At 74.0% G+C, this 24802-nt stretch carries 23 protein-coding genes; 5 read left to right on the top strand and 18 right to left on the bottom strand.

Translation table 11 applies throughout. From position 1 onward, the window contains the following. Nucleotides 1-10 precede the first annotated feature (10 nt). Nucleotides 11-1222: an MFS transporter gene (locus IU369_RS23035; RefSeq protein ID WP_217925192.1), complete on the bottom strand. Its 1212-nt coding sequence runs from the start codon at nt 1220-1222 to the stop codon at nt 11-13. After that, complete coding sequence (locus IU369_RS23030; protein ID WP_217925231.1) at nt 1219-2025, bottom strand: 50S ribosomal protein L11 methyltransferase; 807 nt, start codon at nt 2023-2025, stop codon at nt 1219-1221. The genes IU369_RS23035 and IU369_RS23030 overlap by 4 nt, the downstream gene beginning before the upstream one ends. Between IU369_RS23030 and IU369_RS23025 the strand changes: the two genes are divergently transcribed. Further along, the gene (locus tag IU369_RS23025; RefSeq protein ID WP_217925230.1) at nt 2015-3334 is read left to right on the top strand and encodes an aldehyde dehydrogenase family protein; all 1320 of its coding nucleotides are present in this window, start codon (nt 2015-2017) and stop codon (nt 3332-3334) included. The genes IU369_RS23030 and IU369_RS23025 overlap by 11 nt on opposite strands. Before the next feature lie 25 nt (nt 3335-3359). On the opposite strand, the gene IU369_RS23020 is transcribed toward IU369_RS23025, so the two are convergent. The 5 genes from IU369_RS23020 to IU369_RS23000 all read right to left on the bottom strand — a co-directional run bounded on the left by IU369_RS23020 (nt 3360) and on the right by IU369_RS23000 (nt 8051). Beyond that, on the bottom strand, nt 3360-4754 hold the full coding sequence (locus tag IU369_RS23020) for an aldehyde dehydrogenase family protein (protein ID WP_217925229.1): 1395 nt from the start codon (nt 4752-4754) through the stop codon (nt 3360-3362). After that, entirely contained in the window at nt 4751-5110 is a 360-nt protein-coding gene (locus tag IU369_RS23015; protein WP_217925228.1) for a hypothetical protein, read from the bottom strand. Before IU369_RS23015 ends, IU369_RS23020 begins: the two co-directional genes overlap by 4 nt. A gap of 77 nt (nt 5111-5187) precedes the next feature. Then, nucleotides 5188-5685, bottom strand: coding sequence for a peptidylprolyl isomerase (locus tag IU369_RS23010; RefSeq protein WP_425516849.1), 498 nt, complete (start codon nt 5683-5685; stop codon nt 5188-5190). A gap of 77 nt (nt 5686-5762) precedes the next feature. After that, complete coding sequence (locus IU369_RS23005) at nt 5763-7277, bottom strand: GMC family oxidoreductase (protein ID WP_217925227.1); 1515 nt, start codon at nt 7275-7277, stop codon at nt 5763-5765. A gap of 9 nt (nt 7278-7286) precedes the next feature. Next, on the bottom strand, nt 7287-8051 hold the full coding sequence (locus tag IU369_RS23000) for an SDR family NAD(P)-dependent oxidoreductase (protein ID WP_217925226.1): 765 nt from the start codon (nt 8049-8051) through the stop codon (nt 7287-7289). A 100-nt stretch (nt 8052-8151) separates the two neighbouring features. Between IU369_RS23000 and IU369_RS22995 the strand changes: the two genes are divergently transcribed. Beyond that, nucleotides 8152-9294 (top strand): acyl-CoA dehydrogenase family protein, encoded by a 1143-nt coding sequence (locus IU369_RS22995; RefSeq protein WP_217925225.1) that lies wholly within the window; start codon nt 8152-8154, stop codon nt 9292-9294. A 47-nt stretch (nt 9295-9341) separates the two neighbouring features. Here IU369_RS22995 and IU369_RS22990 read toward each other — a convergent pair whose 3' ends face one another. From IU369_RS22990 to IU369_RS22975, 4 genes are all read right to left on the bottom strand, one after another. Continuing rightward, nucleotides 9342-9752: a helix-turn-helix domain-containing protein gene (locus IU369_RS22990; protein ID WP_217925224.1), complete on the bottom strand. Its 411-nt coding sequence runs from the start codon at nt 9750-9752 to the stop codon at nt 9342-9344. Between the two features lie 68 nt (nt 9753-9820). Next, on the bottom strand, nt 9821-10273 hold the full coding sequence (locus tag IU369_RS22985; protein ID WP_217925223.1) for a MaoC family dehydratase: 453 nt from the start codon (nt 10271-10273) through the stop codon (nt 9821-9823). Between the two features lie 106 nt (nt 10274-10379). Then, nucleotides 10380-11573 carry a pyridoxal phosphate-dependent aminotransferase gene (locus tag IU369_RS22980; protein WP_217925222.1) on the bottom strand — a complete coding sequence of 398 codons (1194 nt, stop codon included), beginning with the start codon at nt 11571-11573 and terminating at the stop codon, nt 10380-10382. Between the two features lie 79 nt (nt 11574-11652). Further along, nucleotides 11653-12567, bottom strand: a complete 915-nt coding sequence (locus IU369_RS22975; RefSeq protein ID WP_217925221.1) for an IclR family transcriptional regulator — start codon at nt 12565-12567, stop codon at nt 11653-11655. 155 nt (nt 12568-12722) lie between these two features. Between IU369_RS22975 and IU369_RS22970 the strand changes: the two genes are divergently transcribed. From IU369_RS22970 to cofH, 3 genes are read left to right on the top strand one after another with little or no spacing between them, the layout of a single operon-like run. After that, nucleotides 12723-13565: an enoyl-CoA hydratase-related protein gene (locus IU369_RS22970; RefSeq protein WP_217925220.1), complete on the top strand. Its 843-nt coding sequence runs from the start codon at nt 12723-12725 to the stop codon at nt 13563-13565. Continuing rightward, nucleotides 13562-14782, top strand: coding sequence for a 7,8-didemethyl-8-hydroxy-5-deazariboflavin synthase CofG (gene cofG, locus IU369_RS22965; protein WP_246551705.1), 1221 nt, complete (start codon nt 13562-13564; stop codon nt 14780-14782). The genes IU369_RS22970 and cofG overlap by 4 nt, the downstream gene beginning before the upstream one ends. Next, nucleotides 14779-16629, top strand: a complete 1851-nt coding sequence (gene cofH / locus IU369_RS22960; protein WP_217925219.1) for a 5-amino-6-(D-ribitylamino)uracil--L-tyrosine 4-hydroxyphenyl transferase CofH — start codon at nt 14779-14781, stop codon at nt 16627-16629. The genes cofG and cofH overlap by 4 nt, the downstream gene beginning before the upstream one ends. Here the strand turns inward: cofH and IU369_RS22955 are convergent. From IU369_RS22955 to IU369_RS22925, 7 genes are all read right to left on the bottom strand, one after another. Next, nucleotides 16626-18068, bottom strand: coding sequence for an FAD-dependent oxidoreductase (locus tag IU369_RS22955; RefSeq protein WP_217925218.1), 1443 nt, complete (start codon nt 18066-18068; stop codon nt 16626-16628). The genes cofH and IU369_RS22955 overlap by 4 nt on opposite strands. Nucleotides 18069-18155: 87 nt before the next feature. Then, the gene (gene cofE / locus IU369_RS22950) at nt 18156-18893 is read right to left on the bottom strand and encodes a coenzyme F420-0:L-glutamate ligase (RefSeq protein ID WP_217925232.1); all 738 of its coding nucleotides are present in this window, start codon (nt 18891-18893) and stop codon (nt 18156-18158) included. After that, nucleotides 18890-19570, bottom strand: a complete 681-nt coding sequence (gene cofC, locus IU369_RS22945; RefSeq protein WP_217925217.1) for a 2-phospho-L-lactate guanylyltransferase — start codon at nt 19568-19570, stop codon at nt 18890-18892. The genes cofE and cofC overlap by 4 nt, the downstream gene beginning before the upstream one ends. Next, on the bottom strand, nt 19567-20490 hold the full coding sequence (gene cofD / locus IU369_RS22940) for a 2-phospho-L-lactate transferase (protein WP_217925216.1): 924 nt from the start codon (nt 20488-20490) through the stop codon (nt 19567-19569). The genes cofC and cofD overlap by 4 nt, the downstream gene beginning before the upstream one ends. Before the next feature lie 25 nt (nt 20491-20515). Beyond that, entirely contained in the window at nt 20516-21418 is a 903-nt protein-coding gene (locus IU369_RS22935; protein ID WP_217925215.1) for a DMT family transporter, read from the bottom strand. Then, entirely contained in the window at nt 21415-23403 is a 1989-nt protein-coding gene (locus tag IU369_RS22930; protein WP_217925214.1) for a TRAP transporter large permease, read from the bottom strand. Before IU369_RS22930 ends, IU369_RS22935 begins: the two co-directional genes overlap by 4 nt. A gap of 73 nt (nt 23404-23476) precedes the next feature. Next, nucleotides 23477-24583 (bottom strand): TRAP transporter substrate-binding protein, encoded by a 1107-nt coding sequence (locus IU369_RS22925; RefSeq protein WP_217925213.1) that lies wholly within the window; start codon nt 24581-24583, stop codon nt 23477-23479. Between the last annotated feature and the right edge of the window lie 219 nt (nt 24584-24802).

The following is a 24802-nucleotide window of genomic DNA, read 5'->3' as shown; positions in this document are numbered from 1 at the left end:
CGCGCCGAGTCTACCCGTCGCCCGGTGCCCCCACCGGGGTCGGCGTCCCCGGTGGGGGCAGCAACCCGTCGAGGGAGCGGAGCCCCACCACCCCCGTCCACGCGGCCCCGACGGCGGCCGCCCCCGACAGGCACGCGAGGGCGACGGTCAGGCCGACGACGTCGGAGAGGATCCCCACCACCAGCAGCGGCACCGAGAAACCCCCGAGGTAGCAGGCGACGTAGTAGCTGGAGAGGAGCTTCCCGCGGTCCTGGATGGGGGCGATGCGGGTGCAGAGGTCGAGGCCGCCCTTGAAGACGAGGCCCGCCGCCGCCCCCGTCGCCGCGACGGAGGCGAGGGCGAGGGGCGCCGACTCCAGCGGCGCGGACGCGACGACCCCCACCGACGTCACCGCCGCCACCGCGAGGCCACCGCCGATCGCCCGCTCCGGCCGGATGCGGGGGAACACCAGCTGGCTGACGGCCCCCGACACGAGGACGAGGAACCCGGCGGCGCCGACGACGGCGTAGTTGTCGACCCCCAACGTCCGGACGAGGAACACGGGGATGAGGGACAGGGCGACGCCGTCGAAGAGCGAGAACAGCATCCCGGAGGGCACCAGGATCCGCCAGAACACCGCCCGCTCCGCCGCCGGCACCTCGAGGCGGAGGGTGAGGGGCCGCCGCGACCGGACCCGCACCGTCTCGGGGAGGGTCGCGACGATCACCGCCGCCACGGCGAGGGCGATGAGGTGCAGCTCGAACGGGAGCCGCAGGGGGTCGGCGGCGTACTGGGCGATCACCCCGCCGACGCCGGGGCCGAGGCCGAGGCCGAGGCGCACCGAGAACGACGCCAACGCCGACGCGAACGGCTCCCGCCCCGCCGGTGCCCCGTCGACGAGGAAGGCGGTGCACGTCCCGAAGAACGCCCCCGTCGCCATCCCCTGGATCCCCCGGGCGGCGAGCAGCCCCGGCAGCCCCGGCTCGGTGATCAGCAGCGCCTGGGCGACGGCGAGGGTCGCGAGGGCGCCGAGGAGGACCCCCTTGCGGCCGATCCGGTCGGACAGCTGCCCGAGGGTCAGCATCGACGGGACGAGGGCGAGGACGTAGCAGCCGAGGAAGAGGGTCGCGACGGTGTCCGAGAACCCGAGGCGGTCCTGGTAGAGGGGGATGAGGGGCGTGATCAGGCTCGTCCCGAGGGCGAACAGCACGAGGACCGCCCACGTCCGCCCGACCCGGCTCACGCCCCCACCCGCAGGCAGCAGAAGCCGCCGCCGTCGGCGACGGCGACGGTCGGCAGGCCGAGGTCCGCCCACGCCGCCCCGAGGTCCGCGACGTCGCGGGGGCGGATCCCCGACAGGACCGCCGCCCGCGGCGGGGCGTCCCCGTCGACGCGGCCGAGGAGCTCGCGGTGGGCGGCGGCGGGGACGTTCGCGAGGACGACCCGCCCGGCGAGCTCGCCGCCGGTGAGGCCGCCGAGCGGCCCCCGGCGGAGGGTCACCGGCCCGCCGCGGCCGGCGACGGCGAGGCTGCGGGCGGCCTGGTCGATGGCGCGGCCGTCGAGGTCGACGGCGAGCACCGGCCCGCGGCCGAGGGCGACCCACGCCTGGGTGAGGAGCCCCGACCCGCAGCCCGCGTCGACCGCCGCACCCCCCGGGAGGTCGTCGATCGCCGCGAGGCACATCGCCGTCGTCGCGTGACCGGCGGGGCCGAAGCCCTCCCCGGGGACCTGCACCAGCTCACGCACCCCCGGTGGCGCGGGGAGGTGCCCGGGGCTGCGGCGGTACCAGCCGCCCACCATCTGGGAGGGCGGGTCCGGCCACCCCGGGACCGCCGGCAGCGGCCGCAGCGGCAGGGGGCACCCCGCGAGGGCCGCCGCCGCGAGGTCGGGGGCGCTCCGCGGGGCGCAGACGAGCCCCCCGGCGCTCACACGCACCGGCTGCAGGGGACAGAGGGCGGGGAAGTGGCCGCGGATCTCGGCGGGGGTGCCCTCCACCAGCAGCCCCGGGGGGAGCACGGCGGTAACCTGCCCGGCCGTGGCCGTCACCCCGCCCTCCGAGCCGGTGCGCCGGGCCGCCGCCGCCCAGCCGGCGGTCGCGGCGTTGCCCCTCGACGTGCGCCTCGAGCTGTGCGCCCGGTCACGTGACCGCCTCGCCGCCGCCGCCGACGCCATCGTCGACGCCGCCGTCGCGGAGGCCCGCCAGCCGCGGCGGTTCGCGGAACGCGAGATCCGCTCCGCCCTCGGGCTCCTCGACGCCCTCCCGGCGTTGGCGGAGGCGATCCGCCCGCGGCCCGTCCCGTCGGTGTCGGGGACGACGACCCTCGAGTGGGCCCCCTACGGGGTGGTGCTCGGCTGGCACGCCGCGAACTCGCCGGTGTGGGTGCCGACCCTCGTCGCCGCGTCGGCGTTCGCCGCCGGCAACGCCCTCGTCAGCCGCCCCTCCTCCCGGGTGCGGGACACCACCGGCCGGGTCCTCGCCGCGTTGACCGGCCCGTGGCCGGACGACGCCGTCGTCGTCGTCGACGCCCCCGGCCCGGCGGCGGAGCCCCTCGTCTGGGACCCGGGGGTCCACGCCGTCGTCGCGCACGCGTCGACGGCGACCTGCAAACGCCACCTCGCCGGCCTGGGGGCGGCGTACGCCGACGGGGTCCCCCTCCGGCCGTACATCGCGGAGGGCTCCGGCAACGACGCGATGATCGTCCTGGCGGGCGCCGACCTCGACGCCGCCGCCGCCGCCGCGGCCCTCGGGGGCTTCGCGAACGCCGGGCAGCTGTGCATGGCGGCGAAGCGGATGATCGTGGAGCGGTCGGTGTGGGACGACTACGCCCCCCGCCTGCGCGCCGCCGTCGCGGCGTTGCGGCTCGGGGACCCGGACGACCCGGCGACCGACCTCGGGCCGCTCGCGGAGGGGCCCGCCCGGGCGGGGGCCCGCGCCGCCCTCGCCGAGGCCCTCGCCCACGGCGGCCGGATCGTGGTGGGGGAGGGGGAGCGGGGCCCGTTCTTCACGCCGACGATCGTGCACCTCGACCGCGACGCCCTCGGGGTGTCGTTGTGGCGGGACGAGACGTTCGCGCCGCTGCGGGCGGTGGTGCTCGTCGACGACGCCGAGGACGCCCTCACGCTCGCGAACGACACCCCCTTCGCGTTGGGGGCGGCGGTCTTCGGGCCCGGTGAGGCGATCGTCCCGCGGCTCCGCGCCGCCCGGGTCCTCGTCGACGAGGGACCCCTCTACCAGGACGCCCACCTGGTCGTCGGCGGCGTCGGCGACAGCGGCACCGCCGGCGCCCGCCCGAAGATCGAGCAGCTCGTCTTCGCCCGCCGGGTCCACCGCGCCGGGGAGGCCCCGGGGGCCTAGGGGCGCGCCGGCGGCCGGCACCCGGTCAGGCGAGGACGCGCAGGTGCTGCCAGTGGACGAAGGCCTCCAGGCCCGGCCGTCCCAGCTCGCACCCGACCCCCGACCCCCGCCACCCCGCGTACGGGGCGTAGGGCAGCACCACCCGCCAGCCGTTGATCGCGACGGTCCCCGACCGCAGCTGCTGCGCCGTCTCGAGGGCCCCGCGGAGGTCCCGGCCGACGAGGTAGTTCACGAGGCCGTAGTCGGGGCGGTTCGCCTCCGCGACGGCGGCGGCGGTGTCGGGGACCTCGAGGACGGCGACGATGGGGGTGAACGGCTCCTCGTCGACGAGCCGCACCCCCGGCCCGGCGCCGGTGACGAGGGCGGGGGACAGCCGCCCGGGGGCGACCTCCTCACCGCCCTCGACGACGACGCCGTCGTGGCCGCGGGCCTCGTCGAGGAGCATGTGGTGGCGGGCGAGGCCCCGGTCGGTGGTCATCGGCCCGAGCGTGATGTCGGCGATCCGGGCGCGCATCCGCTCGAGGAGGTCGCCCCGCAGGCCCGGTGGGACGAGGACCCGGTTCACGGCGTAACACGCCTGCCCCGAGTTGACGTACCCCTGCATCGTCGCGACCTCCGCGGCGACGTCGAGGTCGGCGTCGGGCATCACCACCAGGGCACCGTGGCCGCCGAGCTCCAGCGACAGGGCCTTCAGGCGCGGCGACGCCCACCCGGCGATCCGCTCCGCGACCCGCCGCGACCCCGTGAACGCGACCTTCGCCACCCGGGGGTGGGTCGACAGGGCCTCCCCGATGAGGGGCCCGTCGCCGGTGAGGCAGGAGACGAGGCCCTCCGGCAGCCCGGACCGCTCGGCGAGGTCGCACAACGCCCACGCCGCGAGGGGCGCCTCGATCGCCGGTTTCACGACGACGGCGCACCCGGCGGCGAGGGCGGGGGCGAGCTTCCACACCACGAGGGCGACGGGGAAGTTCCAGGGGGTGATCGCGGCGACCACCCCGAGGGGGGCGGGACGCACCCAGCTGCCCGTCGCGAGGGTCGCCCCCGGCATCTGCTGCGTCCACATCCGCTCCGCCTCGGCGGCGAAGTGGTGGATGACCTCGGCGGCGCGGGCGACCTCGGCCTGCGCCTCCCCGAGGGGCTTGCCGGTCTCGCGGTGGACGAGGTCGGCGAGGTGCGGCTGGTGGGCATCGACGAGGGCGGCGTATGCGGTGAGGGCCCGCGCCCGCTCGGGGGGCGGGAGGGCCGCCCACGCCGGCCAGGCGGCGTCGGCGGCGCGGACGGCGCGGTCGACGTCCCCGGCGTCGGCCTCCGCGACCTCCGCGATCAGGGACCCGTCGGCGCGGGCGTGGATCGGCGTCCACCCGGCCGTCTCGACCCGGCCGGCGCCGGTGATCAACGGGCGCCGCACCGGGTCGCTCACGCCCGGCGGCCCCCGGCGGCCCCGCGTGCCCGGGGCGGGTCGAGGCGGGCGACCTGGCGGATCCGCCACGCCGGCTCGTACCCCTCGACGCCGCGGATCTCCTGCTGGGCGAGGCGGCGGGCGCTCTGGGCGTCGGCGGCCCACACGTCCAGGTGGTGGACGTCGCGGCGGACGAAGCGGTCCTCCCCGGCCTCCCACAACGCGAAGACGGCACGGTACCGGTGCGTCCCCGGCGCCATCGGCGTCAACGGCCGCAGCACCCCCAGCGACCACCGCGACTCGTCGGAGCGGCGCTCCTCCAGGGCGGCCTCGGCGGCCTCCTGGGCGTGCGCGAGGTCGGGGGCCTGGAGGACCACCCGGGCGGCGACCCGCGGGCGCTGCGCACCCGGGGGCCGCCGCAGGAGGGTGACCTCCCAGGAGGCGGTGGCCGGCGTCAGCCCTCCTCGATCCGGACGGTGGTCAGCCGCTGCGTCTCCCGCGGGCGGTCACCGGGGCCGGTCGGGGTGGTGCCGAGCGTCTCGACGACGTCCATGCCGTCGACGACCCGGCCGAAGCCCGTGTGGGCCCCGTCGAGCCACGGCGTCGCGGCGGCGGTGATGATGAAGAACTGGCTGCCGTTCGTGTTCGGCCCGGCGTTCGCCATCGCGAGGACGCCCTTCACGAGCTTCTCGTCGTTGATCTCGTCCTCGAAGTCGTACCCGGGGCCGCCGGTGCCGGTGCCCTTCGGGCAGCCGCCCTGGATCATGAAGTCGTGGATGATCCGGTGGAAGACGAGGTCGTCGTAGTAGCCCTGCTGCGCGAGGCCGACGAAGTTCCCCACGGTCTGGGGGGCCTTGTCGGGCCAGAGCTCGATGCGGATCTCCCCGGCGGACGTCTCCATCACGGCGGTGTAGGAGGCGTTCGGGTCGGCGGGCGGTGGCAGCTCGGGCATGGGTCCCCTCGTGTCGGTTCCGGGAGTGATTCTGGCACCATCCGGCGCCCCCGCGCGCAAGCGCACGGGAACCGCGATTATGTCGTTCCGGTCGTCCCCACCGCACCGCCGGGGGTCCCCGCGGCCGTCCCGGGGAAGCCGGCGCAGAGGCGCTCGGCGAGGGCGATGACGGCGAGGTGGGTGTTCGCCGACGGGACGCGGGCGATGACGGAGGCGTCCATGATCCAGAGGCCCTCGACGCCGCGGACCCGTCCGCGGGCGTCGACGACGGCGTCGGGGTCGTCGTCGCGGCCCATCCGGCAGCTCCCCACCGGGTGGTGGAACGTCTCGACGGTGCGGAGCACCTGGTCGGGGTCGTCGAGGCCCGGCCACGGGGTCAGCACCGCCGCGAGGGCCGGCTGGCGGGCGACCTCCATCAGCCGCCTCCCGGCGGCGACGGCCGCCGCCCGGTCCGACGGCTCGAGGAACCAGCCCATCTCGATGCGGGGCTGCAGCGCCGGGTCGGTCCCCTGCAGCCGCACCGCCCCCCGCCGCGACCGGGCGTCGGCGACCTGGACGTTGAGGTCCGTGAAGCGCTGGCCCCCGTCGACCTGCCCCGAGTACGGCATCACCTGGTAGACGCGCCGCTCCCCGCCGACCTCGTGGGCGCCGGTGAGGAGGCACTGGTACCAGGGGTTCGGCCACGGGGGGGCCTCCAGCGCGAGCTCGAAGCGGTACGACACCTTCGGGTGGTCCTGCATCCCCCGGCCCACCCCGGGGACCTCGGCGACGGGGGTGATGCCGTGGCGGCCGACCTCGTCGGCGGGCCCGATGCCGGAGCGCAGCAGCGCCGCCGGGGTGGCGTACGTCCCGAGCGCCATCACGACGGCGTCGGCGGGGATCTCCGTGGACCCGTCGGGGCCCGTGACGACCACGGCCCGCACCCGGTCCCCCGCCACCTCGACCCGGTCGACGAGGACCCCGGTCCGCAACGTCAGGTTGGGGCGCGCGAGGGCGGGGTCGAGGTACCGGTCGGCGGGGGTCTGGCGGCGGCCGTCGACCATGTTCAGGGGGATCGGGCCGATGCCGACCGCCCCGGGGGCGTTGTGGTCGTCGACCCACCCGTGGCCGGCGGAGAGCGCCGCCTCGGCGAAGCGCTCCTGCATCTCCATCCACGGCCGCGGGTACCGCCCGACGGGGATCGGGCCGGCGTCGCCGTGCCAGTCGGCGTCCCCGAAGTCGCGGTCCGCCTCGATCGCCCGGAACCACGGCAGCCAGCTGTCCCACCCGAACCCGTCGACGAGGTCGTCCCACTCGTCGTAGTGCTCGGGGTGGCCGCGCAGGGCGATCGCGCCGTTCGTGACGGAGGACCCGCCCACCACCCGGCCGCGGGGGACGTGCACGAGGCGGGGCGACGCCCCGGCGCGGGCCTGGTACCCCCAGTCGTGGGTCTCCTTGATGATCCGGTGCGAGTGCGCCAGCTCCGGCGGCCACTCCCCCGGGCGGTAGTGCGGGCCGACCTCGAGGAGCGTCACCTCGTGGGCGGGGTCCTCGGAGAGGCGCGCGGCGGCGACGCACCCGGCGGTGCCGCCCCCGCAGACGACGATGCGCACGACCCGGCTCTAGCCGGCGGCGAGCCGCCCGCCATCGACCACCAGCGTCTGGCCGGTGATGAAGCTGGCGGCGTCGGTGAGGAGGAACACGATCGGCCACGCCGCCTCGGCGACGGTCCCGATCCGCCCGAGCGGCGCCTTCGCGACGAGGCGCTCCTTCAGGGCGGGGTTCGCCGTCATGAGGCCCTCCACCATCTCCGTCCCGATCGTCCCGGGGGCGACGGAGTTGCAGAGGATCCCCGACGGGCCGAGCTCGACGGCGAGGGTCCGCGTCAACGCGTCGAGGGCGGCCTTGGAGGCGTTGTAGGGGCCGATGTTCGGCAGCCCCGTCAGCCCGGCGATGGAGCTGAGGTTCACGATCCGCCCGCCCCCGCCGGCCTCGACGAGGGCGAGGCCCACCGCCCGCGCGAACGCCGCGGCGCCGAGGAGGTTGACCTGGAGGATCTCGTCCCACTCCGCCAGGGGCGTCTCGAGCACCGGGTGGTAGTAGGGGTTGATGCCGGCGTTGTTGACGACGCCCCAGAGGGTGCCGCCGAGCGTCTCCGCGGCGTCGAGGGCCTCACCGGCGACCATCGTGTCGGCGACGTCGCCGGCGACGGTGGCGACGGGGCCGGGCAGGGACCCGGCGAGCTCCGTCAGCGCGTCCGCGGAGCGCGCGACGATCACCACGCCGCCGCCGCGGGAGCTGATGGCGCGGGCCACGTCGGCGCCGATGCCGCGGGAGGCGCCGGTGACGATGACGGTGCGCCCGTCGAGGCGGAAGGGGTCGCTCACGGATGGTCAGTCTATCGGGAGGCGCGCGGGTAGACTTTCCGGACCTTTACCGTCGGCCGCGGCCCGCGGCGACGGCCAACGACCCGGTCGAGGTTGCCGAATGCTGAGCTACGCCTTCACGGAGGAGCAGGAGGACCTGCGCCAGATGGTCCGCGAGTTCGCCCAGGGGGAGATCCTCCCGCTGGTCGAGGAGGCGGAGCGCAACGAGAAGTTCCCGGTCCAGGTCCTGCCGATGCTGGGCGAGCTCGGCCTCCTCGGGATCGTCTTCCCCGAGGAGTACGGCGGCATCGGGGCCGACAAGATCACCGAGTGCATCTTCGTGGAGGAGATGGCGAAGGTCTCGGCCGGCATCACCGCCTCGGTGAACGCCCACGCCGACCTCGCGGCGTTCCCGATCTACAAGTTCGGCACCGACGCGCAGCGGGAGAAGTACCTGCCGCGGTCCATCGCCGGGGAGATCATCGGCGCCTACGCGATCACCGAGCCGAACACCGGCTCGGACGCCGCCGGCCTCGCGACCCGCGCCGAGAAGAAGAACGGCGGCTACGTCATCAACGGCCGCAAGAACTTCATCACCAACGGGACGATCTGCGACTACTGCCTCGTCGCGGCCTACACCGACAAGACCAAGCGCGGTGAGGGCATCAGCGTCTTCATCGTCGACCGGGAGACCCCCGGCTTCGAGGTGACCCGCAAGCTGGAGAAGATGGGCCACCGCTCCTCGGACACGGCGGAGCTGCTGTTCGAGGACTGCGAGGTCGGCGAGGACGCCCTCCTCGGCGGTAAGGAGGGCGCCTTCGGGGCCCTGATGGAGGCCCTCATCACGGGCCGCGTCTCCCACGGCGTGAAGTCGGCGGCGATCGCGGAGGCCGCCTTCGAGGCCGCCCGCCAGTACGCCACCGAGCGCGAGGCGTTCGGCCGGAGCCTCTCCAAGTTCCAGGCGATCCGCTTCAAGCTCGCCGACATGGCGACCCGCATCGAGGCGGCGAAGAGCCTCGCCTACAAGGCCGCGTGGCTCTACTCGAACGGCAAGCCGTGCGTGAAGGAGGCCTCGATGGCCAAGTACTTCTCCGCGGAGGTCGCCGACTACGTCTGCCGTGAGGCCGTCCAGATCCACGGCGGCTACGGCTACGTCGTCGAGTACCCGGTGGAGCGGTACTACCGCGACGCCAAGCTCGCCTCCATCACGGAGGGCACCAGCGAGATCCAGCAGCTGATCATCAGCAAGGAGCTCGGCCTCTAGGACGGTCCCCTCCCCCGGGCCGCGTCGCGGCCCGGGGGGCGGTCGACCTAGCGCAGGGAGTAGACCCGCGGTCCGCGTGCGCGGGCGGCGGCGGCGACCCCGAGGGCCCGCGACAGTGCCCGCTCGGCGATGCCGGGGCGCAGCGGCGTGGAGAGGGCCCGCTGCAGCACGCCGACGCGTCCCTCGAGGGCGTCCCGTTCGGCGCGGGTCGCAGCGAGCTCCGCCACGAGGCGGTCGCGTTCACGGCGCAGCTCGTCGGCGTCGGCGCCGCCGCGGCCGCCCTGGAGGGCGTCGACGGCGACGGACGGGATCAGGGTGCGCTGGGCGCCGGGCTCGCCGACGGTCTCACCGGGCAGGCGCCCGGACTTGAGGTACCGCCAGACCGTGCGCTCGGAGACCCCGAGGGCCGCGGCGGCCTGGGCGACGGTGATGGTGTGGGTGGGGGCTGTGGTGTCCATGCCCCCGGGGTTCGCCGCGTGACGCCCGACTCCTTGTCAGAGCCGGGCGTCATGGCCGACGACCTGTGTCAGGCCGGCTTGCGCTGGATCAGCATGTTCCACTGACCGCGCTGCACGACCTTGTCCTCCTGGTTGAGGACCTCGATCTCGTAGATGCACCAGCCCTGAGCGGGGTTCTTGTGCTCGGACTTCTCGCCGATGGTGCGCTTCACGCGGACGGTGTCACCGAAGAAGACGGGGGCGCGGAACGCCCACTCCTTGAGACCCACGAACGCCGCGGTGGCGATCTTCGGCTCCATCTTCTCGACCTGGAGGCCGGTCGCGACGGAGGTGACCAGCATGCCGTGGGCGACGCGCTTGCCGAACACGGACTCCGATGCACGCACGTCGTCGATGTGGAACCAGTTGAAGTCGCCGGACACGCCGCAGAAGTTCACGACGTCGGCCTCGGTGATCGTGCGGTTCAGTGAAACCGCCTCGTCGCCGGGGTTCAGCTCCTCCCAGAACAGACGCTCAGCCACTCGCAACTCCTTGTCGATTCAGGGTCTCCGGACCGCGGTCGAGCATACGGAAGGCCGGTGCACCCCGGTCACGCACCCGGGACGCACCGGCCTCCGTCACCGCCGGCTAGAGGTTCTCGAGCCCCTTGCGGATGCGGTCCAGGCCCTCGTCGAGCACGTCGTCGGGGCACGCGTACGTCAGGCGGATGTGGCCCTCGCCACGGTCGCCGAAGGCCGAGCCGGCCACGACGCCCACCTGGTAGTTCTCGATCATGTAGTCGGCGAACTGCTGGGCGGTCATGCCCGTGCCGCGGATGTCCGGGAAGACGTAGAACGACCCGTCGGGGGTCGGGCACTCGACGCCGGGCATCTTGTTGAGGGCGGCGACGGTGCGGTCGCGCTTGCCCTCGAGCTTCTTGGTGATCTCGATGACGTGGTCCTGCGGGCCGGTGATCGCCGCGAGGGCCGCCAGCTGCACGAACGCGGGCACGTTGGTGACCGAGTTCTGCTGGAAGATGTCCATCGTGGTGATCAGGTCCTTGTTGGCCACGCACCAGCCGATGCGGAAGCCGGTCATGATGTACGTCTTCGAGAACGTGTCGACCAGGATGGAGCGGTCGGCCATGCCCTCGACGGCGGCGATCGTCTTGTGCTCGGCGCCCGAGTAGACCATGTGGCTGAAGATCTCGTCCGTCAGCACCATGACGTTGTGCTCGGTGCAGATCGCGGCGATCTCCTCCAGCTGGCCGACGGTCTGACCGTTGGGCCGCTGCGGGGAGTTGATGATCAGCATCTTCGTCTTCGGCGTGATCAGGCTCTCGAGCGAGTCCAGGTCGAAGTGGAAGTCCGGCTCGACGAGCGGCGCGTAGACGACCGAGCCGCCGGCGTACGTGATCCAGAACTCGTCCGGGGGGTAGCCGGGGTTCGGGAAGATGACCTCGTCGCCCTGGTCCACCATCGTGAGGAGGGACTGGGTGAGGGCGTGCTTGGCGCCCATGGTGACGAGGACCTCCTCGCGGACCGTCGGGCGGCCGCGCTTGGTGGCCTCCTCGGCGATCGCGTCACGGAGCTCCGGCAGGCCGGGGCCCGGCACGTAGCGCACGTGCCCGTCGGCGACGGCCTTCGCGCAGGCCTCCATGATGTGCGGGGCGGGACGGAACTCGTCGCCCTGGAAGTCGCCCTTCTCGAAGTGGATGACGCGCTTGCCGGTCTCCCGCTCGAGGGCCTCGGCCTTGCGCATCGACGCCCACTGCTTGGGGAGCACGAAATGCGAGGTGCGGCTCGAGAGTCGCAGGGAGGGATTGCTGGCGGTGGTCGCCATGGTCGTTGGATCTCCTTGGGGGGTGTGTGTCGTGGACTCGGGACGGTGCGCGCTCACCCCGGGGGTGGGCGGCAGCTGCTCACGACGCGCCCGGCCGCACGGCCGGCGTCTCGGATGCAGTGTTTCGGACGCGCAGGGTCGCCGGGGCGTACGCCCCGGACTGGTGCGCACCCAGACGGCGTGAGAGGCCGTTCGCGGCCGCCATCACCAGGCCGGCCAGCTCGTCGACGCGCTCGGGGGTGATCCGGGTGACCGGGCCCCCGATGCCCAGTGCGGACACCACGTGCCCGCTGTGGTCGCGCACGCCGGCGCCGATGCAGCGCAGGCCCTCGTCGTACTCCTCGTCGTCGATCGCGTACCCGCGTTCGCGGATGCTCTCGAGCTCGGCCTCCAGCGCACCGAGGTCGGTGATCGTGTTCGGCGTGTAGGCCGCGAGGCCCCGTTCGGACACGATCTCGACCACCCGCTCACGCGGGAGGTCGGCGAGCAGGACCTTGCCGAGGTTCGTGGCGTGGGCCGGGTACCCGCGGCCGATGGCCGACGGGACGCGCAGCGCCCGCCGCGCCTCGACGCGTTCGATGTAGATGGCCTCCCCCCCGTCGAGCACGGCCAGGTGGCCGGTCTCGCCGGTGTCGCGGACGAGGCTCTCCAGGAAGGGCAGGGCCTCGTCCCAGAGGTTCATCTGCTGCATGACGAGGCCGCCGAGCTCGAAGATGTGGAGCCCGAGGCGGTAGCGGCCGGTGCGCGGGTTGCGCTCGACCAGGCCGGCGGCGTCGAGGTTCACCATGAACCGGTGGACCGTCGACTTGTGCAGACCGACCCGCTCGGCGAGCTCGGTCACGCCGAGCTCGGGGTCGTCCACCGAGAAGGCGTTCAGGATCGCGACCGCCCGCTCGATGGCCTGGATGCGGTAGCGGGGGCTGACGGCCGGTACGTCCGGCGCCTCCTCCCCCTGCTCCACTGTCTCCACGCCGGTGTCTCGCATCGTGAACATCCGTCTTGTGATTGATGCGACGAACGAGTCATACGCCTCCGGTGCCCGGAGCGGCAAGGAGACGGCGCACTCCGCGAACCCCCGTATCACGATGCAAGACGAAATGGTCCGGCACCTGACGGGGGGAGGTCGCTAGGATCAGCGATCCGCGGGCGGTGCCCGCGCCACGATCCCTCCCGAGGTCCGCCGTTCCCAGCTTCGAGGACATCCTCTACGAGGTCGCAGGTGGCCGGGCGACGATCACCATCAACCGACCCGACCGCCTGAACGCGTTCCGCTCCCAGACCATCCGGGAACTCGCCGAGGCCTTCGAGGCCGCCGCCGACGACGAGGCGGTCGGGGTGATCGTCTTCACCGGGGCGGGGGACCGGGCGTTCTGCGTCGGCGGCGACGTCCGCGACCCGACCCGCACCCTCGCCCAGAAGCGGGCCCTGCACCACCTCCACGACCGCCTCGGCCTGGCGATCCGCAACAACGGCAAGCCGATCGTGGTGAAGGTCCGCGGCTACTGCATCGGCGGCGGCAACGAACTCAACGTCCTTTGTGACCTCACGATCACGGGGGAGTCCGGCCGCTTCGGCCAGGCGGGCCCGAAGATCGGGTCGGCCCCCCTGTGGTGGGGGTGCCAGCTCCTGCCCGCCACGGTCGGGGAGAAGAAGGCCCGGGAGATCCTCTACCTCACCCGCCAGTACACCGCCGAGGAGGCCCTCCAGATGGGCCTGGTGAACAAGGTCGTCCCCGACGGGGACCTCGACGCCGAGGTCGATGCGTGGTGCGACCAGATCCTCCGCCGCAGCCCCCAGGGCCTGCGGTTGGCGAAGATCGCGTTGAACGCCCAGACCGACCAGCTCTACGGCGCCGTCCAGCACGGGTTGGAGTTGGTGGCCCTCAACCACGTCCACGGCGTCGAGCCGGCGGAGGGGATCGCCTCCTTCCAGGAGAAGCGCCCCGCCGACTGGCGCAAGTTCCGTGGCGGGGAAGGCCCCGAACCCGGGTGACGGCCCCCGCCCTCACCGCCCTGCGTCCCGCCGTGCGCGACGCCGTCGAGGCCGCCCTCGAGGGGCGCCGCCTCACCGACGCGCAGGCCCTCGCCCTCGCCGACGTCCGCGGCGCGGAGCACCCGGTCCTGTGGGCCGCCGCCGCCGAGATGCGGGACCGCGGCCGGCCGCCGGTCGTCACCTACTCCCGCAAGGTGTTCATCCCCCTCACGAACCTGTGCCGGGACGTCTGCTCGTACTGCACGTTCGCGCACCTGGACACCGACCCGCGGGCCCACACCATGAGCCCCGACGAGATCCTCCAGGTCGCCGAGGCGGGACGCCGCCTCGGGTGCAAGGAGGCGCTGTTCACCCTCGGCGACCGCCCCGAGGCCCGGTTCCCCAGCCACCGCGCCGCGCTGCGGCGGTTCGGCCACGAGACGACCCAGTCGTACCTGACGGCGATGTGCCGGATGGTCCTGGAGCGCACCGGCCTGCTGCCCCACCCGAACGCCGGGATCCTCGGCATGCGGGAGCTGCGGGAGCTGCGGGAGGTCTCGGCGAGCCAGGGGATGATGCTGGAGTCGGTGTCCGACCGGTTGTGCGGCCCCGGGGGACCCCACGAGCACGCACCCGACAAGCGGCCCGCGACCCGCCTCGCCATGATCCGCCGGGCCGGGCAGCTGCGGATCCCCTTCACGTCGGGGATCCTGATCGGCATCGGCGAGACCGTCCGTGAGCGCGTCGAGGCGCTCCTCGCGCTGCGCGAGCTGCACGAGTCCTACGGCCACATCCAGGAGGTCATCGTGCAGAACTTCCGCGCCAAGCCCGGGACACCGATGGCCGCCGCCGGCGAACCCGGCCTGGTCGAGCTGATGACCGCCTGCGCCACCGCGCGGCTGGTGATGGGCCCGGCGATGAGCATCCAGGCCCCCCCGAACCTGTCGGCCGACTACGGGCCGCTGCTGCTGTCGGGCATCAACGACTGGGGCGGGGTCTCCCCCCTCACCCCCGACTTCGTGAACCCCGAGGCGCCGTGGCCGGACATCGAGGGCCTCCGCCGCCTCTGCGCCGACTCCGGCTATGAGCTGCGGGAGCGGCTCACCGTCTACCCCGAGTACCTGCGCGACGACGACTTCGTCGACGCGGGGGTCCGTGACCACGCCCGGTCCCTCGCCGACGCCGACGGGCTCGCCCTCCCCGGTGCGCCCCACCCGATGGCGGCGGTGCCGGCATGAGCATCACCTTCTGCCGCACCCTCCCCGCCGGGGCCGCCGCCACCGCCGGCCGGGCCCGTGTCCGGGAGGCCGCCGGCCTCGACGACGCCGCCGTCGCCGCCGTCCTCGAGGAGCGGCTCGTCCCCGTCGAGACGGACCGCGCCGACGCCCCCGCCCTCGCGTGGGTGGTGGCCCCCGACCAGGCGATGGCCCTCCTCGCCCGCGGCGTCGGGGGCTGGCGGATCACCGTCCGCCACGAAGGCCCCCGCGCCGACGTCCTCGACGCCCTCGTGCGCACCGGGGCGGCGTTCCTGCGGACCACCCCCGCCGGCCTCGACGAGGCCATCGAGCTGGGGTGGCTGCCCGGCATCGCCACCCGCGTGTCGGTGGTGGTCGACACCCTCGAGGAGGCCCTCGACGCGATCGCCGCCGGGGCCGTCGACCTCGTCGTCGGCGACTGGGAGCCCGCGCGGGTCGGGGCCCTCCGCGACGCCGTCGCCCCCCGCCCCCTCGTGGAGCGGACGGCGCTGCCGCCCGAGACCGAGATCGACGACGCCCGCCGTGACCTCGCCCGCCCCCTGTTCACGGCGTGGCTCGGCCAGATCGACGGGTCCGGCGCGTCGCGGCCCCGGTACACGTGGGCGCCGGGACGTGACGAGGAGCCCCCCGTCCCCGCGCGGCGCCTGTCCGCCGAGTGGGAGGACGACGACTGGCGTGGCGCGGACCCCGACGAGGGCCTGTCGCGCATCGCCCCGGACCTCGCCGGGATCCTCGGCCGGTCCCTGGAGGGCACCCCACCGCGGGTCGCGGAGATCGAGCGGCTGTTCCGGGCCCGCGGCCCGGAGGTGGAGGCCGTCGCGCGGGTCGCCGACGCCCTGCGCGTCCGCCGCAACGGCGACACCGTCACCTACGTCGTGAACCGCAACATCAACTACACGAACCAGTGCTACTTCCGGTGCGGCTTCTGCGGCTTCTCGCGGGGCCCGAAGAGCATGAACCTCCGCGGCGACCCGTACATCCTGAACGTCCACGAGGTCGTCCACCGCTCCGTCGAGGCGTGGGAGCGGGGCGCGACGGAGGTGTGCCTGCAGGGCGGCATCCACCCCGACTTCACCGGTGACTTCTACGTCTCGGTGCTCGAGGGGATCAAGGAGCGCCTCCCCGAGATGCACGTCCACGGCTTCACGCCGCTGGAGGTGTGGCAGGGCGCCCACACCCTCGGGATCACCGTCCGGGAGTTCCTCACCCGCCTCCGCGACGCCGGCCTCGGGACCCTCCCCGGCACCGCCGCCGAGATCCTCGACGACCGCGTCCGGGCCCACCTGTGCCCCGACAAGGTCCGCACCGCAGAGTGGGCGGAGGTGATGATCACCGCCCACGAGCTGGGGTTGCGGGCGACGACCACGATGATGATGGGCCACATCGACGGACCGCGGGCGTGGGCGAACCACCTGGAGGTGCTCCGCCAGATCCAGCGCCGCACCGGCGGGTTCACGGAGTTCGTGCCGCTGCCGTTCGTGCACATGGGGTCCCCGATCTTCCTGCAGGGCCGGTCACGGCCCGGCCCGACGTGGGACGAGGTCGTCCTCGTCCACGCCGTCGGGCGGATCGCCCTCGACGGCCTGATCGACAACATCCAGGCGTCGTGGGTGAAGCTCGGCCTGTCCGGCGGGGCGCGCCTCCTCGAGGCCGGGTGCAACGACTTCGGGGGGACCCTCATGGACGAGAACATCTCCCGGGCGTCGGGCGCCGCCCACGGGCAGCTCGCCACCCCCGAGGAGATCGAGGCGACGATCCGCGGCGCCGGCCGGACCCCGGCGCGGCGCAACACGGTCTACGACCTCATCGGGAGCGGCGCCTCGGCCTAGCCCTCCGCCTCGGCGCGTGCCTCCTCGGCGGCGGCGAGCTTGCGCTCCTGGAGGGCGTGGAGCATCTCCTCCACCTTGCTGAACTTCACGCGGGGGGCGCCGCTCGCCTTGCCGCGCTCCTGCTCCAGCAGGTCGATGAGCTGCCAGTCCTCGTACGAGACGAAGTCGCGGCGGCGTTCGCTGAGGAGCCGCTCCAGCACCGTCCGCGGGGGGACCTCCTGCTTGTGGAGGTTCCCGGAGGTGAGGTCGGCGAGGAGGGCGTCGACGGTCTCCTGGGAGTCGGGCTTGTTCGTCCCGATGATCCCCTGCGGTCCGCGCTTGATCCACCCGACGACGTACTCGCCCTCGACGGGGCCGCCGGTGGCGGGGTCGATGATGCGGCCCTGCTCGTTGGGGATGACGCCGCGCATCGCGTCGAACGGGATCCCCGGCAGCGGGACGCCCTGGTAGCCGATCGCCCGGAACACCAGCCCGAGGGGGATCGTCGTGATCCGCTCCGTCGGGCGGGGGCGGATCGAGCCGTCCTCGCTCTCGTACAGCTCGTTGTGGACGATCCGGAGGGCCTCGACGCGCTCGGTCCCGACGATCTCGACGGGCGACACGAGGAAGTGCAGGACGATCCGCCGGGGGGCGCCGGTGAGGGGCCGCTCCGAGAACTCCCGGAGGAGGTCGAGGTTGCGGTCGCGGGTGCGGTTCGGGGTCCGCGCGACGGCGGCGGCGCTGAGGGGGTCGAGGGCGACGTCGGCGGGGTCGACGACGACGTCGACGCCGGGGAGCTCACCGAGCTCCTTCAGCTCCTTGTTGGTGAACGCCGCCTGCGCCGGTCCGCGGCGTCCGAGGACGTGGATCTCCTCGATGCCGTTGCCCTCGAGGGCGTGGAGGGCGTGCTCGGCGATGTCGGTCTGGGCGAGCACGTCGCGGGGGCTCGCGAGGATCCGGGCGAGGTCCATCGCGACGTTGCCGTTGCCGACCACCGCCGCGCTCCGCGACGTGAGGTCGAAGCCGAGGCTCCGGAAGTCGGGGTGGGCGTTGTACCAGCCGACGAACTCGGTGGCGGAGTGGCTGCCGGGGAGGTGCTCGCGGGGGATCCCCATCCGCCGGTCGGTGCGGGCGCCGACGGCGTAGATGATCGCGTGGTAGTACGCCGACAGGTCGGCGTGGGTGAGGTCGCGGCCCATCTCCACGTTGCCGTAGAAGCGGAACTCGGGGTGCGCGGCGATCTTGTCGTAGACGCGGGTGACCGACTTGATCTTCTGGTGGTCGGGTGCGACGCCGCCGCGGACGAGCCCGAACGGGGTCGGGAGGCGGTCGTACATGTCGATCTGCACCTCGAGGTGGTCCTGCTCCTGGAGGTGCTCCGCGGCGTAGAAGCCCGAGGGCCCCGATCCGATGATGGCCACGCGCAGCGGCGCGTCCGGGGTGCCGAGATCTCCCTGCATGGACTCTCCGGGGTCGGTCGTCGGCAGTCGACGGTGTCGAGTGGCGCACATTATGCGCGTGGGGCGGCTCCCGCCAGACGCCGGGGGTTAAGTGCGAAAGAGGTCATGCTCCGGGTCGCGGACCAGGAGGTGCGCCCCACCGGGTGACGGTTCCGTCGCGACGCCGGAGGCGACCACCGCCGGGGTCCCGGCGTCCTTGCCGAGGTAGATCCCCGCCGCCGCGGCGAGCTCGTCGGCGATCGCCTGGTCGGTGGCGACGAGGACGCGGCCGGAGCGGTCCCGCTCCCCGCGGTGGTCGATGACGGGGGCGAACCCGGCGACGCCGATCGCGACGTTCACGAGGCCCCGCCGGAACGGCCGGCCGTGGGTGTCGATGACGATGACGCCGACCCTCCCCCCCACCGCCGCCGCCAGGCGGGCCTGGAGGCCCCGGGCGGATGCGTCGGGGTCGACGGGGAGGAGGACGACGGTGCCGTCGGGGGCGTTGGAGGAGTCGATCCCGGCGTTCGCGCAGACGAAGCCGTGGTGGGTCTCGCAGACGAGGAGGCTCCGGCGGCGGCGGACGATGCGGCGGCTCTCGGAGAGGATCAGCTCGCAGAGGGCGGGGGTCTTGCCGGTCTCCTCCGCCAGGGCCCGGGCGGCGGGGCCGGCGGTGACGTCGGCGAGGGCGACGATCCGTCCCTCCGCCTTCGAGACGACCTTGTGGGCGAGCATGAGGACGTCCCCGGGGGCCATCCCCTCGGGGACGGCGCGGTCGGCGAGCATGCCGGCGAGGTCGTCGCCGGGCACCACCTCCGGCAACGCCGACAGCGGCCAGAGCCTCAGAGGACGCTCCCCGCCTCGAGGCGCTCGGTGATCCGCAGGCGCCCGCAGACCTCGAGGGTGGCGCACGCCGTCCCGGTCCCGACGAGGGTGGTGAGGTCGGCGGGGGTGTCGATGTCGAGCGCCAGCCGGGGGAGCTCCAGCCGGGTGACGGGCAGGCCGCGGCGGGCCGCCTGGACGGTGTGGCGGGCGTAGGAGTCGGGGCCGAGGCGGGGGGCGAGGGCCGCGGGGGGCCGCAGCAGCATCGCGTTGGTGCCGGTGCCGTCGGCGGACGGCACGAGCAGCGCGGACGGGGCGGCGGGGCCGGCGGCGATGATCGCGGCGATGTCCTCGGGCCGGGCGAGCGGGAGGTCGGCGGTGAGGACGAGGGCCGCGTCGGCGCGTTCGGCGGCGACGGCGACGAGGCCGCGGGCGACGGCGGCGTTCATGCCGCGGGGTGGGTCGTGGTCGGGGACGACGCGGGCGCCGGCGATGGCGGCGCCGAGGGCGGCGGCGTCGGGGTCGGAGGTGACGATCATGACCCCGGCGAGGTCCCCCGTCCCCGCGCACGCGCCGAGGACGTCGGTGAGCATCGCGACCTGCAGCTCACGGCGGACGGGTGCCTCGAGGGCGGAGGTGAGCCGCCGCAGCGCCCCCCGCAGGGGCTTCACGGGGATGACCGCCCAGACGCCGCCGCTCACGGGAGCGCCCCGAGGGCCTCCGCCGCGAGGCGGGCCCGGGCGGCGTGGTCGGGCATGAGGACGTCGGTGAGCACCGGCCGGACGTCGAGGGCGGCGACGGCGGGGGCCTCCGCGGCGTCGGAGGAGTCGAGGAGGAACACCGCGGCGACGTCGGCGTAGATGCGGGCCATCTGGGTGGCGGAGCACTCGGGGTAGCCGGCGCCGGCGAGGAACCGGGCGGCGGGGCCCTCGACGGGGGCGCCGCCGATGATCGGGGTGACGGCGACGCAGTCGGCGCGGCGGGCGGCGAGGGCGTCGCGCACCCCGGGGACGGCGAGGATCGTCCCGATCGAGACGACGGGGCTGGAGGGGGCGATGACGATCCGCTCGGCCTCGGCGATCGCGGCCAGCAGGCCGGGGGCGGGGGCGGCGTCCGCGACCCCCTCCATGACGATCCCCGTGATGTCGTCCCGGGCCCCGTCCCGGACGAGGTACTCCTGGAAGGTGCGCTCCCCGCCGGGGGTGGTGATCCGCGTCCGCACGGGGTCGTCGCTCATCGGCAGGAGCGTCGCCTCCACCCCCAGCCGGGCGCAGATCTCGGCGGTCACCTCGGTGAGGCCGGCGCCCTCGGCGAGGCGGAGGGTGCGGTGCAGGTGGGTGGCGAGGTCGCGGTCGCCGAGGCCGAACCACGACTCCCGGCCGTAGGTGGCGAGGCCCTCGAGGAGGCGGAAGGTGTCGTCGGCGTACCCCCACCCGCGGTCGGCGACGACGCCGGCGAGGACGTAGGTGCAGATGTCGAGGTCGGGGCAGACCCGCAGCCCGTAGAAGTCCCCGTCGTCGCCGGTGTTGACGATCGCGACGAGGCCCGCCTGGCCGTGGACCCGGGCGAGGCCGTCGACCATCTTCGAGCCGCCGGTGCCGCCCGACAGGACGAGGATCACGTGCGTCGAGCGGGTGGTGGGGTGCTCACGGCGGTGCCGTCGAGTCTACCAACGCCCTCCCGGGGCGGCCGTGCCGGATCCCCATCACCATCCACAGGCCGGCGCAGACCCCGACCATCCCCGCGAGGAGCTGCAGCGTCGGCTCCTCCCCCAGCAGCGGCCAGGCGCTGAGGACCCCGATGACGGGGACGAGGAAGAACCACGCCGACACCTCCGCCGCGGGGGCGCGGGTGAGGGCGAGGTAGAACAACGCGAACGGCGCGGCGGAGCCGACGACGGCGAGGGCGACGACGAGGCCGAGCTCCCGTGCCCCGGCGGCGTCCGGCGGGCCCTCCCAGGCGAGGCCGGCGAGGCACAGCACCACCCCCCCGGCGAGCATCTGCCACCCGGCGAGGGCGAGGGGGTCCCCCTCGGCGCGGACGCCGCGGGCGACGACGACGGTGCCGACGCTCCACGCCACCGCCCCGCCGACGACCACCAGCGCCGTCCCCGACAGGGCGGGCGGCCAGAGGGGCCCCTCCCACACCACGACCGCCGCCCCGGCGAGGCCGACGAGGAGGCCCGCCCACTGCACCGGCCAGAGCCGCTCGCCGAGGACGGCGGCGGCGAGGACGGCGACGAAGAGGGCGTCCGTGTTGGCGAGGACCGCCGCGAGGCCGGCGCCGGCGTGGGCGATCCCCCAGAACGTCGCGCCGTAGAAGAGGACGGACTGTGTGAACGCGAGCCACCCGACGGTCCCCACCCCCACCCCGGGCCGCAGCGGCCGGTGGAGGACGGCGAGGAGGCCCAGCAGCAGCAGGCCGCCGAGGCCGAGGCGCGCGCCGGCCGCCACCAGCGGCGGCCACGTCTCGACCAGCCAGGCGGAGGGCACGTACGCGACCCCCCAGCAGACCATCGCCCCCGCGCCGAGGGCGGTGGCGGTCCTCACTCGAGCAGGTTCGAGAGGACGAGCACGGCCTCGCTCGGGAGGTAGGTGATGAGGAACAGGACGAGCAGGCTGACCGCGAGCCACGGGAGGATCATCACCGACAACCGCTCCACCGAGACCTTCGCGATGCTCGACACGAGGAAGATCACCAGCCCGATCGGCGGGTGGATGAGGGCGAGCACCAGGTTGAAGACCATGATCAACCCGAAGTGGACGGGGTCGATGCCGTACTCGAGGACCGCGACGGGGGCGAGGAACGGGGCGAGGATGTAGACGGCCGGGAGGGGTTCGATGAAGATCCCGACGGCCAGCAGCAGGACGTTCACGACCAGCAGGAACACGTACTTGTTGTCGGTGATCCCGGTGAGGAACTCCTGGACGTCGGTGCCGAAGCCGTTGATGAACAGGGCCTTCGCGAGGATCGACGAGTCGCCGAGGAGGAGCATCACGATGCCGGTCTCGACGGCGGCCGCGATGATCACCGCCGGCAGCTGCAGCGGCGACAGGCTGGCGTACCAGAAGAGGGCGAGGCCGATGGTGACGAGGGCGGCGATCGCCCCCGACTCCGACGGGGTGAAGACGCCGGTGAAGATGCCGCCGAGGATCACCACCGGGATCGCGAGCACCGGGAGGGCGTCGAGGCCGGTGCGGCCGACGACCCGCCACCCCGCGAACGGCCGGGGGACGAGGAAGTCCATCCGCCGGACGACGACGTAGACCGTCGCCGCCTGGAAGATCAGGAGGAGCAGCTCGGCGACGACCCCCGACAGGAGCAGCGCCGAGATCGACGCCCCCGCCGGGCCCTGCACCACGATGCCGTAGACGATGAACATGATCGACAGCGGCCCGATGGGGCCCTTGATCGACGCCCCCGCGACGACGGCGGCGGCGACGTCGCGGCGGTACCCCTCCCGCTCCATCGCCGGGACGAGGAGGGGGGTCATGATCGCCGCGTCGGCCTGGGCGGAGCCGGAGATCCCCGAGACGACCGCCGAGGTGAGCTGGCAGACGTAGGCCATCCCGCCGCGGAGGTGGGCGACGAGCGACGCCGCGAACGCGATGAGGCGGGTTGACAGGCCGCTGGCGTTCATGACCTCCGCGACGATGAGGAACATGAGGATCACCAGCAGCTCGCTGCCGCCCGACAGGCCCATCGTCGACTGGCTCTGGAAGAACGGGGTGATCGGGTCGACGGTGGGGTAGAACGTCAGGCCGAGGAACGACGGCGAGAACATCGCGATGATCCCGACGATCGCGAGCATGAAGACGATCGGGGTCCCCGCGAGGGTCAGGGCGACGAACAGGATCCCGAGGGCGACGAGGGGGGCGGCCCCCAGGGTGAGCACCGTCCACAGGGCGAGCCACACCGCCGCGCCGACGACGAGGCCGCCGGCGAGGCCGGTGGCGGCCTCGTACAGGCCGACCCGGCCGCGGAGCGCCGCGACGCGGGCCTCCCCGGCGACGGCGTGGAGGTAGTGGAGGGTGATGAAGTAGAAGCCGACGGCCATCGAGACCACCGGGTAGAACCACGGGATCTCGAGGGCGGACGTCACCCCCGCCGGCGCCCCCCGGCCGAGGGCGAACTCGGTGGAGCGGTAGCAGGCGTAGGCGAGGAACACCGCGAGGCTGAGCGCGGAGAACGTCCGCACCGACCGCTGCCAGAGGGCGGGTCCGTGGTGCGAGAGGAGGGTGATGACGGTGACGGCGCCGCGTTTCACGGCGAGCGACACCCCCATCCAGATCGTCCAGAGGAACGCGAAGCTGGCGAGCTCGTTCGCCCCGAAGATCGAGAACCCGAGGACCTGGCGGGTGAAGACGTTCCCGACGACGGCGAGGAGGGCGATCGTCGCGGAGATGACCGCCCCCACCGAGGCGATCCGGACGGCGGCCTGGGAGTAGACCCCCAGCCACCGCTCGACGCCCGCGAGGACGGCCACCGTGGTGGGGGGCGGCACGCCGACGGGTTCGTGGGCGGTCGTCGTCATCGGTGCCAGAGCCTAACCCCGGCCCGTGCCGGCCCGGCCCCGTGTCGGGGCCGGGCCGACGACGCGCCCCGGGTCAGCCGGCGGGTGCCGCGCAGCCGTCGGGCAGGGGGGCGGGTGCCGGCGGGGCCGGCAGGCCGTCCTTGAGCGCCTGGATCTGGTCGATGAAGCCCTTCGTCTCGGCGTCCTTGGAGAGCTCGGTGACGACGGTCTCGGACACCTTCCCGAAGGCGGTGAGGTCGGCGTCGCTGGCGATGGCGAACTTCAGGCCCTCCCCGCAGAGCGTCGTGACGAGCTCGCTCGGCGCCTCGAAGAAGTCGATCGAGAAGCCGGCGATGTTCGCGGCGGCGTCGGTGATGATCGCCTGCTGGTCGGCGCTGAGGGCGTCGAACTTGGCCTGGTTCATGACGAGGACCGTCGGGAACGGCCAGAGGTTGACGTTCGCGGTGACGAAGTCGGCGACCTCGTAGAGCTTGACCGTCTGGATCAGGCCGAGGTTGGCCTCCATCCCGTCGACGGTGCCGTCGCGGAGGGCGGCGTAGGTGTCGGGCAGCGGGATCGCGGTCGGGTCGGCGCCGAGGGCGCGGATGCCGGTCTCCAGCACCCCGGACTCGGGGGTCCGGATGGTGAGGCCGTCGAAGTCGGCGGGGCTCGTCAGGGCCTTCTTCGCGCCGAGCGGCTTGCGGAGGCCGCCCTCGTGGATGCCGAGGCCCTTCAGGCCGACGGCGTCGGTGCAGGCGAGCATCTCCTCGCCGATCGGGCCGGTGATGACCTCGCGCTCGAGGTCGTAGCGGGTGATCAGGCCGAGGGCCTGCAGCGCGTCGAAGCAGTTGACGCCCTGGGTCCCCCACACCGCGGAGGACACCGAGGCCATGTCGACCGCGCCGCCGCGGACGTCCTGGAGCAGCGGCACGTCGCCGCCCTGGTAGTTGGGGAGGGCCTCGATGGCGATGGACCCGCCGGAGGCCGTGTCGACCTCCTTGATGAAGTTGTCGATGGCGATGCCGTACGGGTGCTCCGGCGCCGTGACGTAACCGAGCCGCAGCGTGATCTCTGCGTCGCCGGATCCGGTGGTGTCGGCGGCGTCACCGTCGTCGTCGTCGCCGCATGCGGCCACCCCGACCGCCAGCACCGCGCAGGCCGCCATCGCCGCAAGGCGCCAGCCCCACGAGCGTGTTCTCACCGTCGTCCCCCTTGTCTCGATCACGCGGGAAAAAGTGAGCCGAGACGCCCCGCGCACCGCCCCTCCGAGGGGGTCTGCGGGCATCGACGGGGACCCTCGAATCGGCGCGACCCTACAGGAGCCCGTCCCTCGGTTGTCAACATCGGCACGAAGTCCGTCCTACCATGCGCAACACCGCATCGCCAGCGGGATCTCGGGGCCCTCCCCCATCGCCCCGAT

It is taken from the genome of Miltoncostaea oceani (genome assembly GCF_018141545.1).
Taxonomy (GTDB): domain Bacteria; phylum Actinomycetota; class Thermoleophilia; order Miltoncostaeales; family Miltoncostaeaceae; genus Miltoncostaea; species Miltoncostaea oceani.
Note: the sequence above shows the minus strand (reverse complement) of the source record. Positions and strands in the feature narration are given on the sequence as shown.

What these genes read in the sequence shown, in the direction of transcription:
- IU369_RS23010 (WP_425516849.1), bottom strand. Translation starts at nt 5,685, where the DNA reads ATGCCCGAGCTGCCACCGCCCGCCGACCCGAACGCCTCCTACACCGCC.
- IU369_RS22995 (WP_217925225.1), top strand. Translation starts at nt 8,152, where the DNA reads ATGCTGAGCTACGCCTTCACGGAGGAGCAGGAGGACCTGCGCCAGATG.
- IU369_RS22990 (WP_217925224.1), bottom strand. Translation starts at nt 9,752, where the DNA reads ATGGACACCACAGCCCCCACCCACACCATCACCGTCGCCCAGGCCGCC.
- IU369_RS22980 (WP_217925222.1), bottom strand. Translation starts at nt 11,573, where the DNA reads ATGGCGACCACCGCCAGCAATCCCTCCCTGCGACTCTCGAGCCGCACC.
- IU369_RS22975 (WP_217925221.1), bottom strand. Translation starts at nt 12,567, where the DNA reads ATGTTCACGATGCGAGACACCGGCGTGGAGACAGTGGAGCAGGGGGAG.
- cofH (WP_217925219.1), top strand. Translation starts at nt 14,779, where the DNA reads ATGAGCATCACCTTCTGCCGCACCCTCCCCGCCGGGGCCGCCGCCACC.
- IU369_RS22955 (WP_217925218.1), bottom strand. Translation starts at nt 18,068, where the DNA reads ATGCAGGGAGATCTCGGCACCCCGGACGCGCCGCTGCGCGTGGCCATC.
- IU369_RS22930 (WP_217925214.1), bottom strand. Translation starts at nt 23,403, where the DNA reads ATGACGACGACCGCCCACGAACCCGTCGGCGTGCCGCCCCCCACCACG.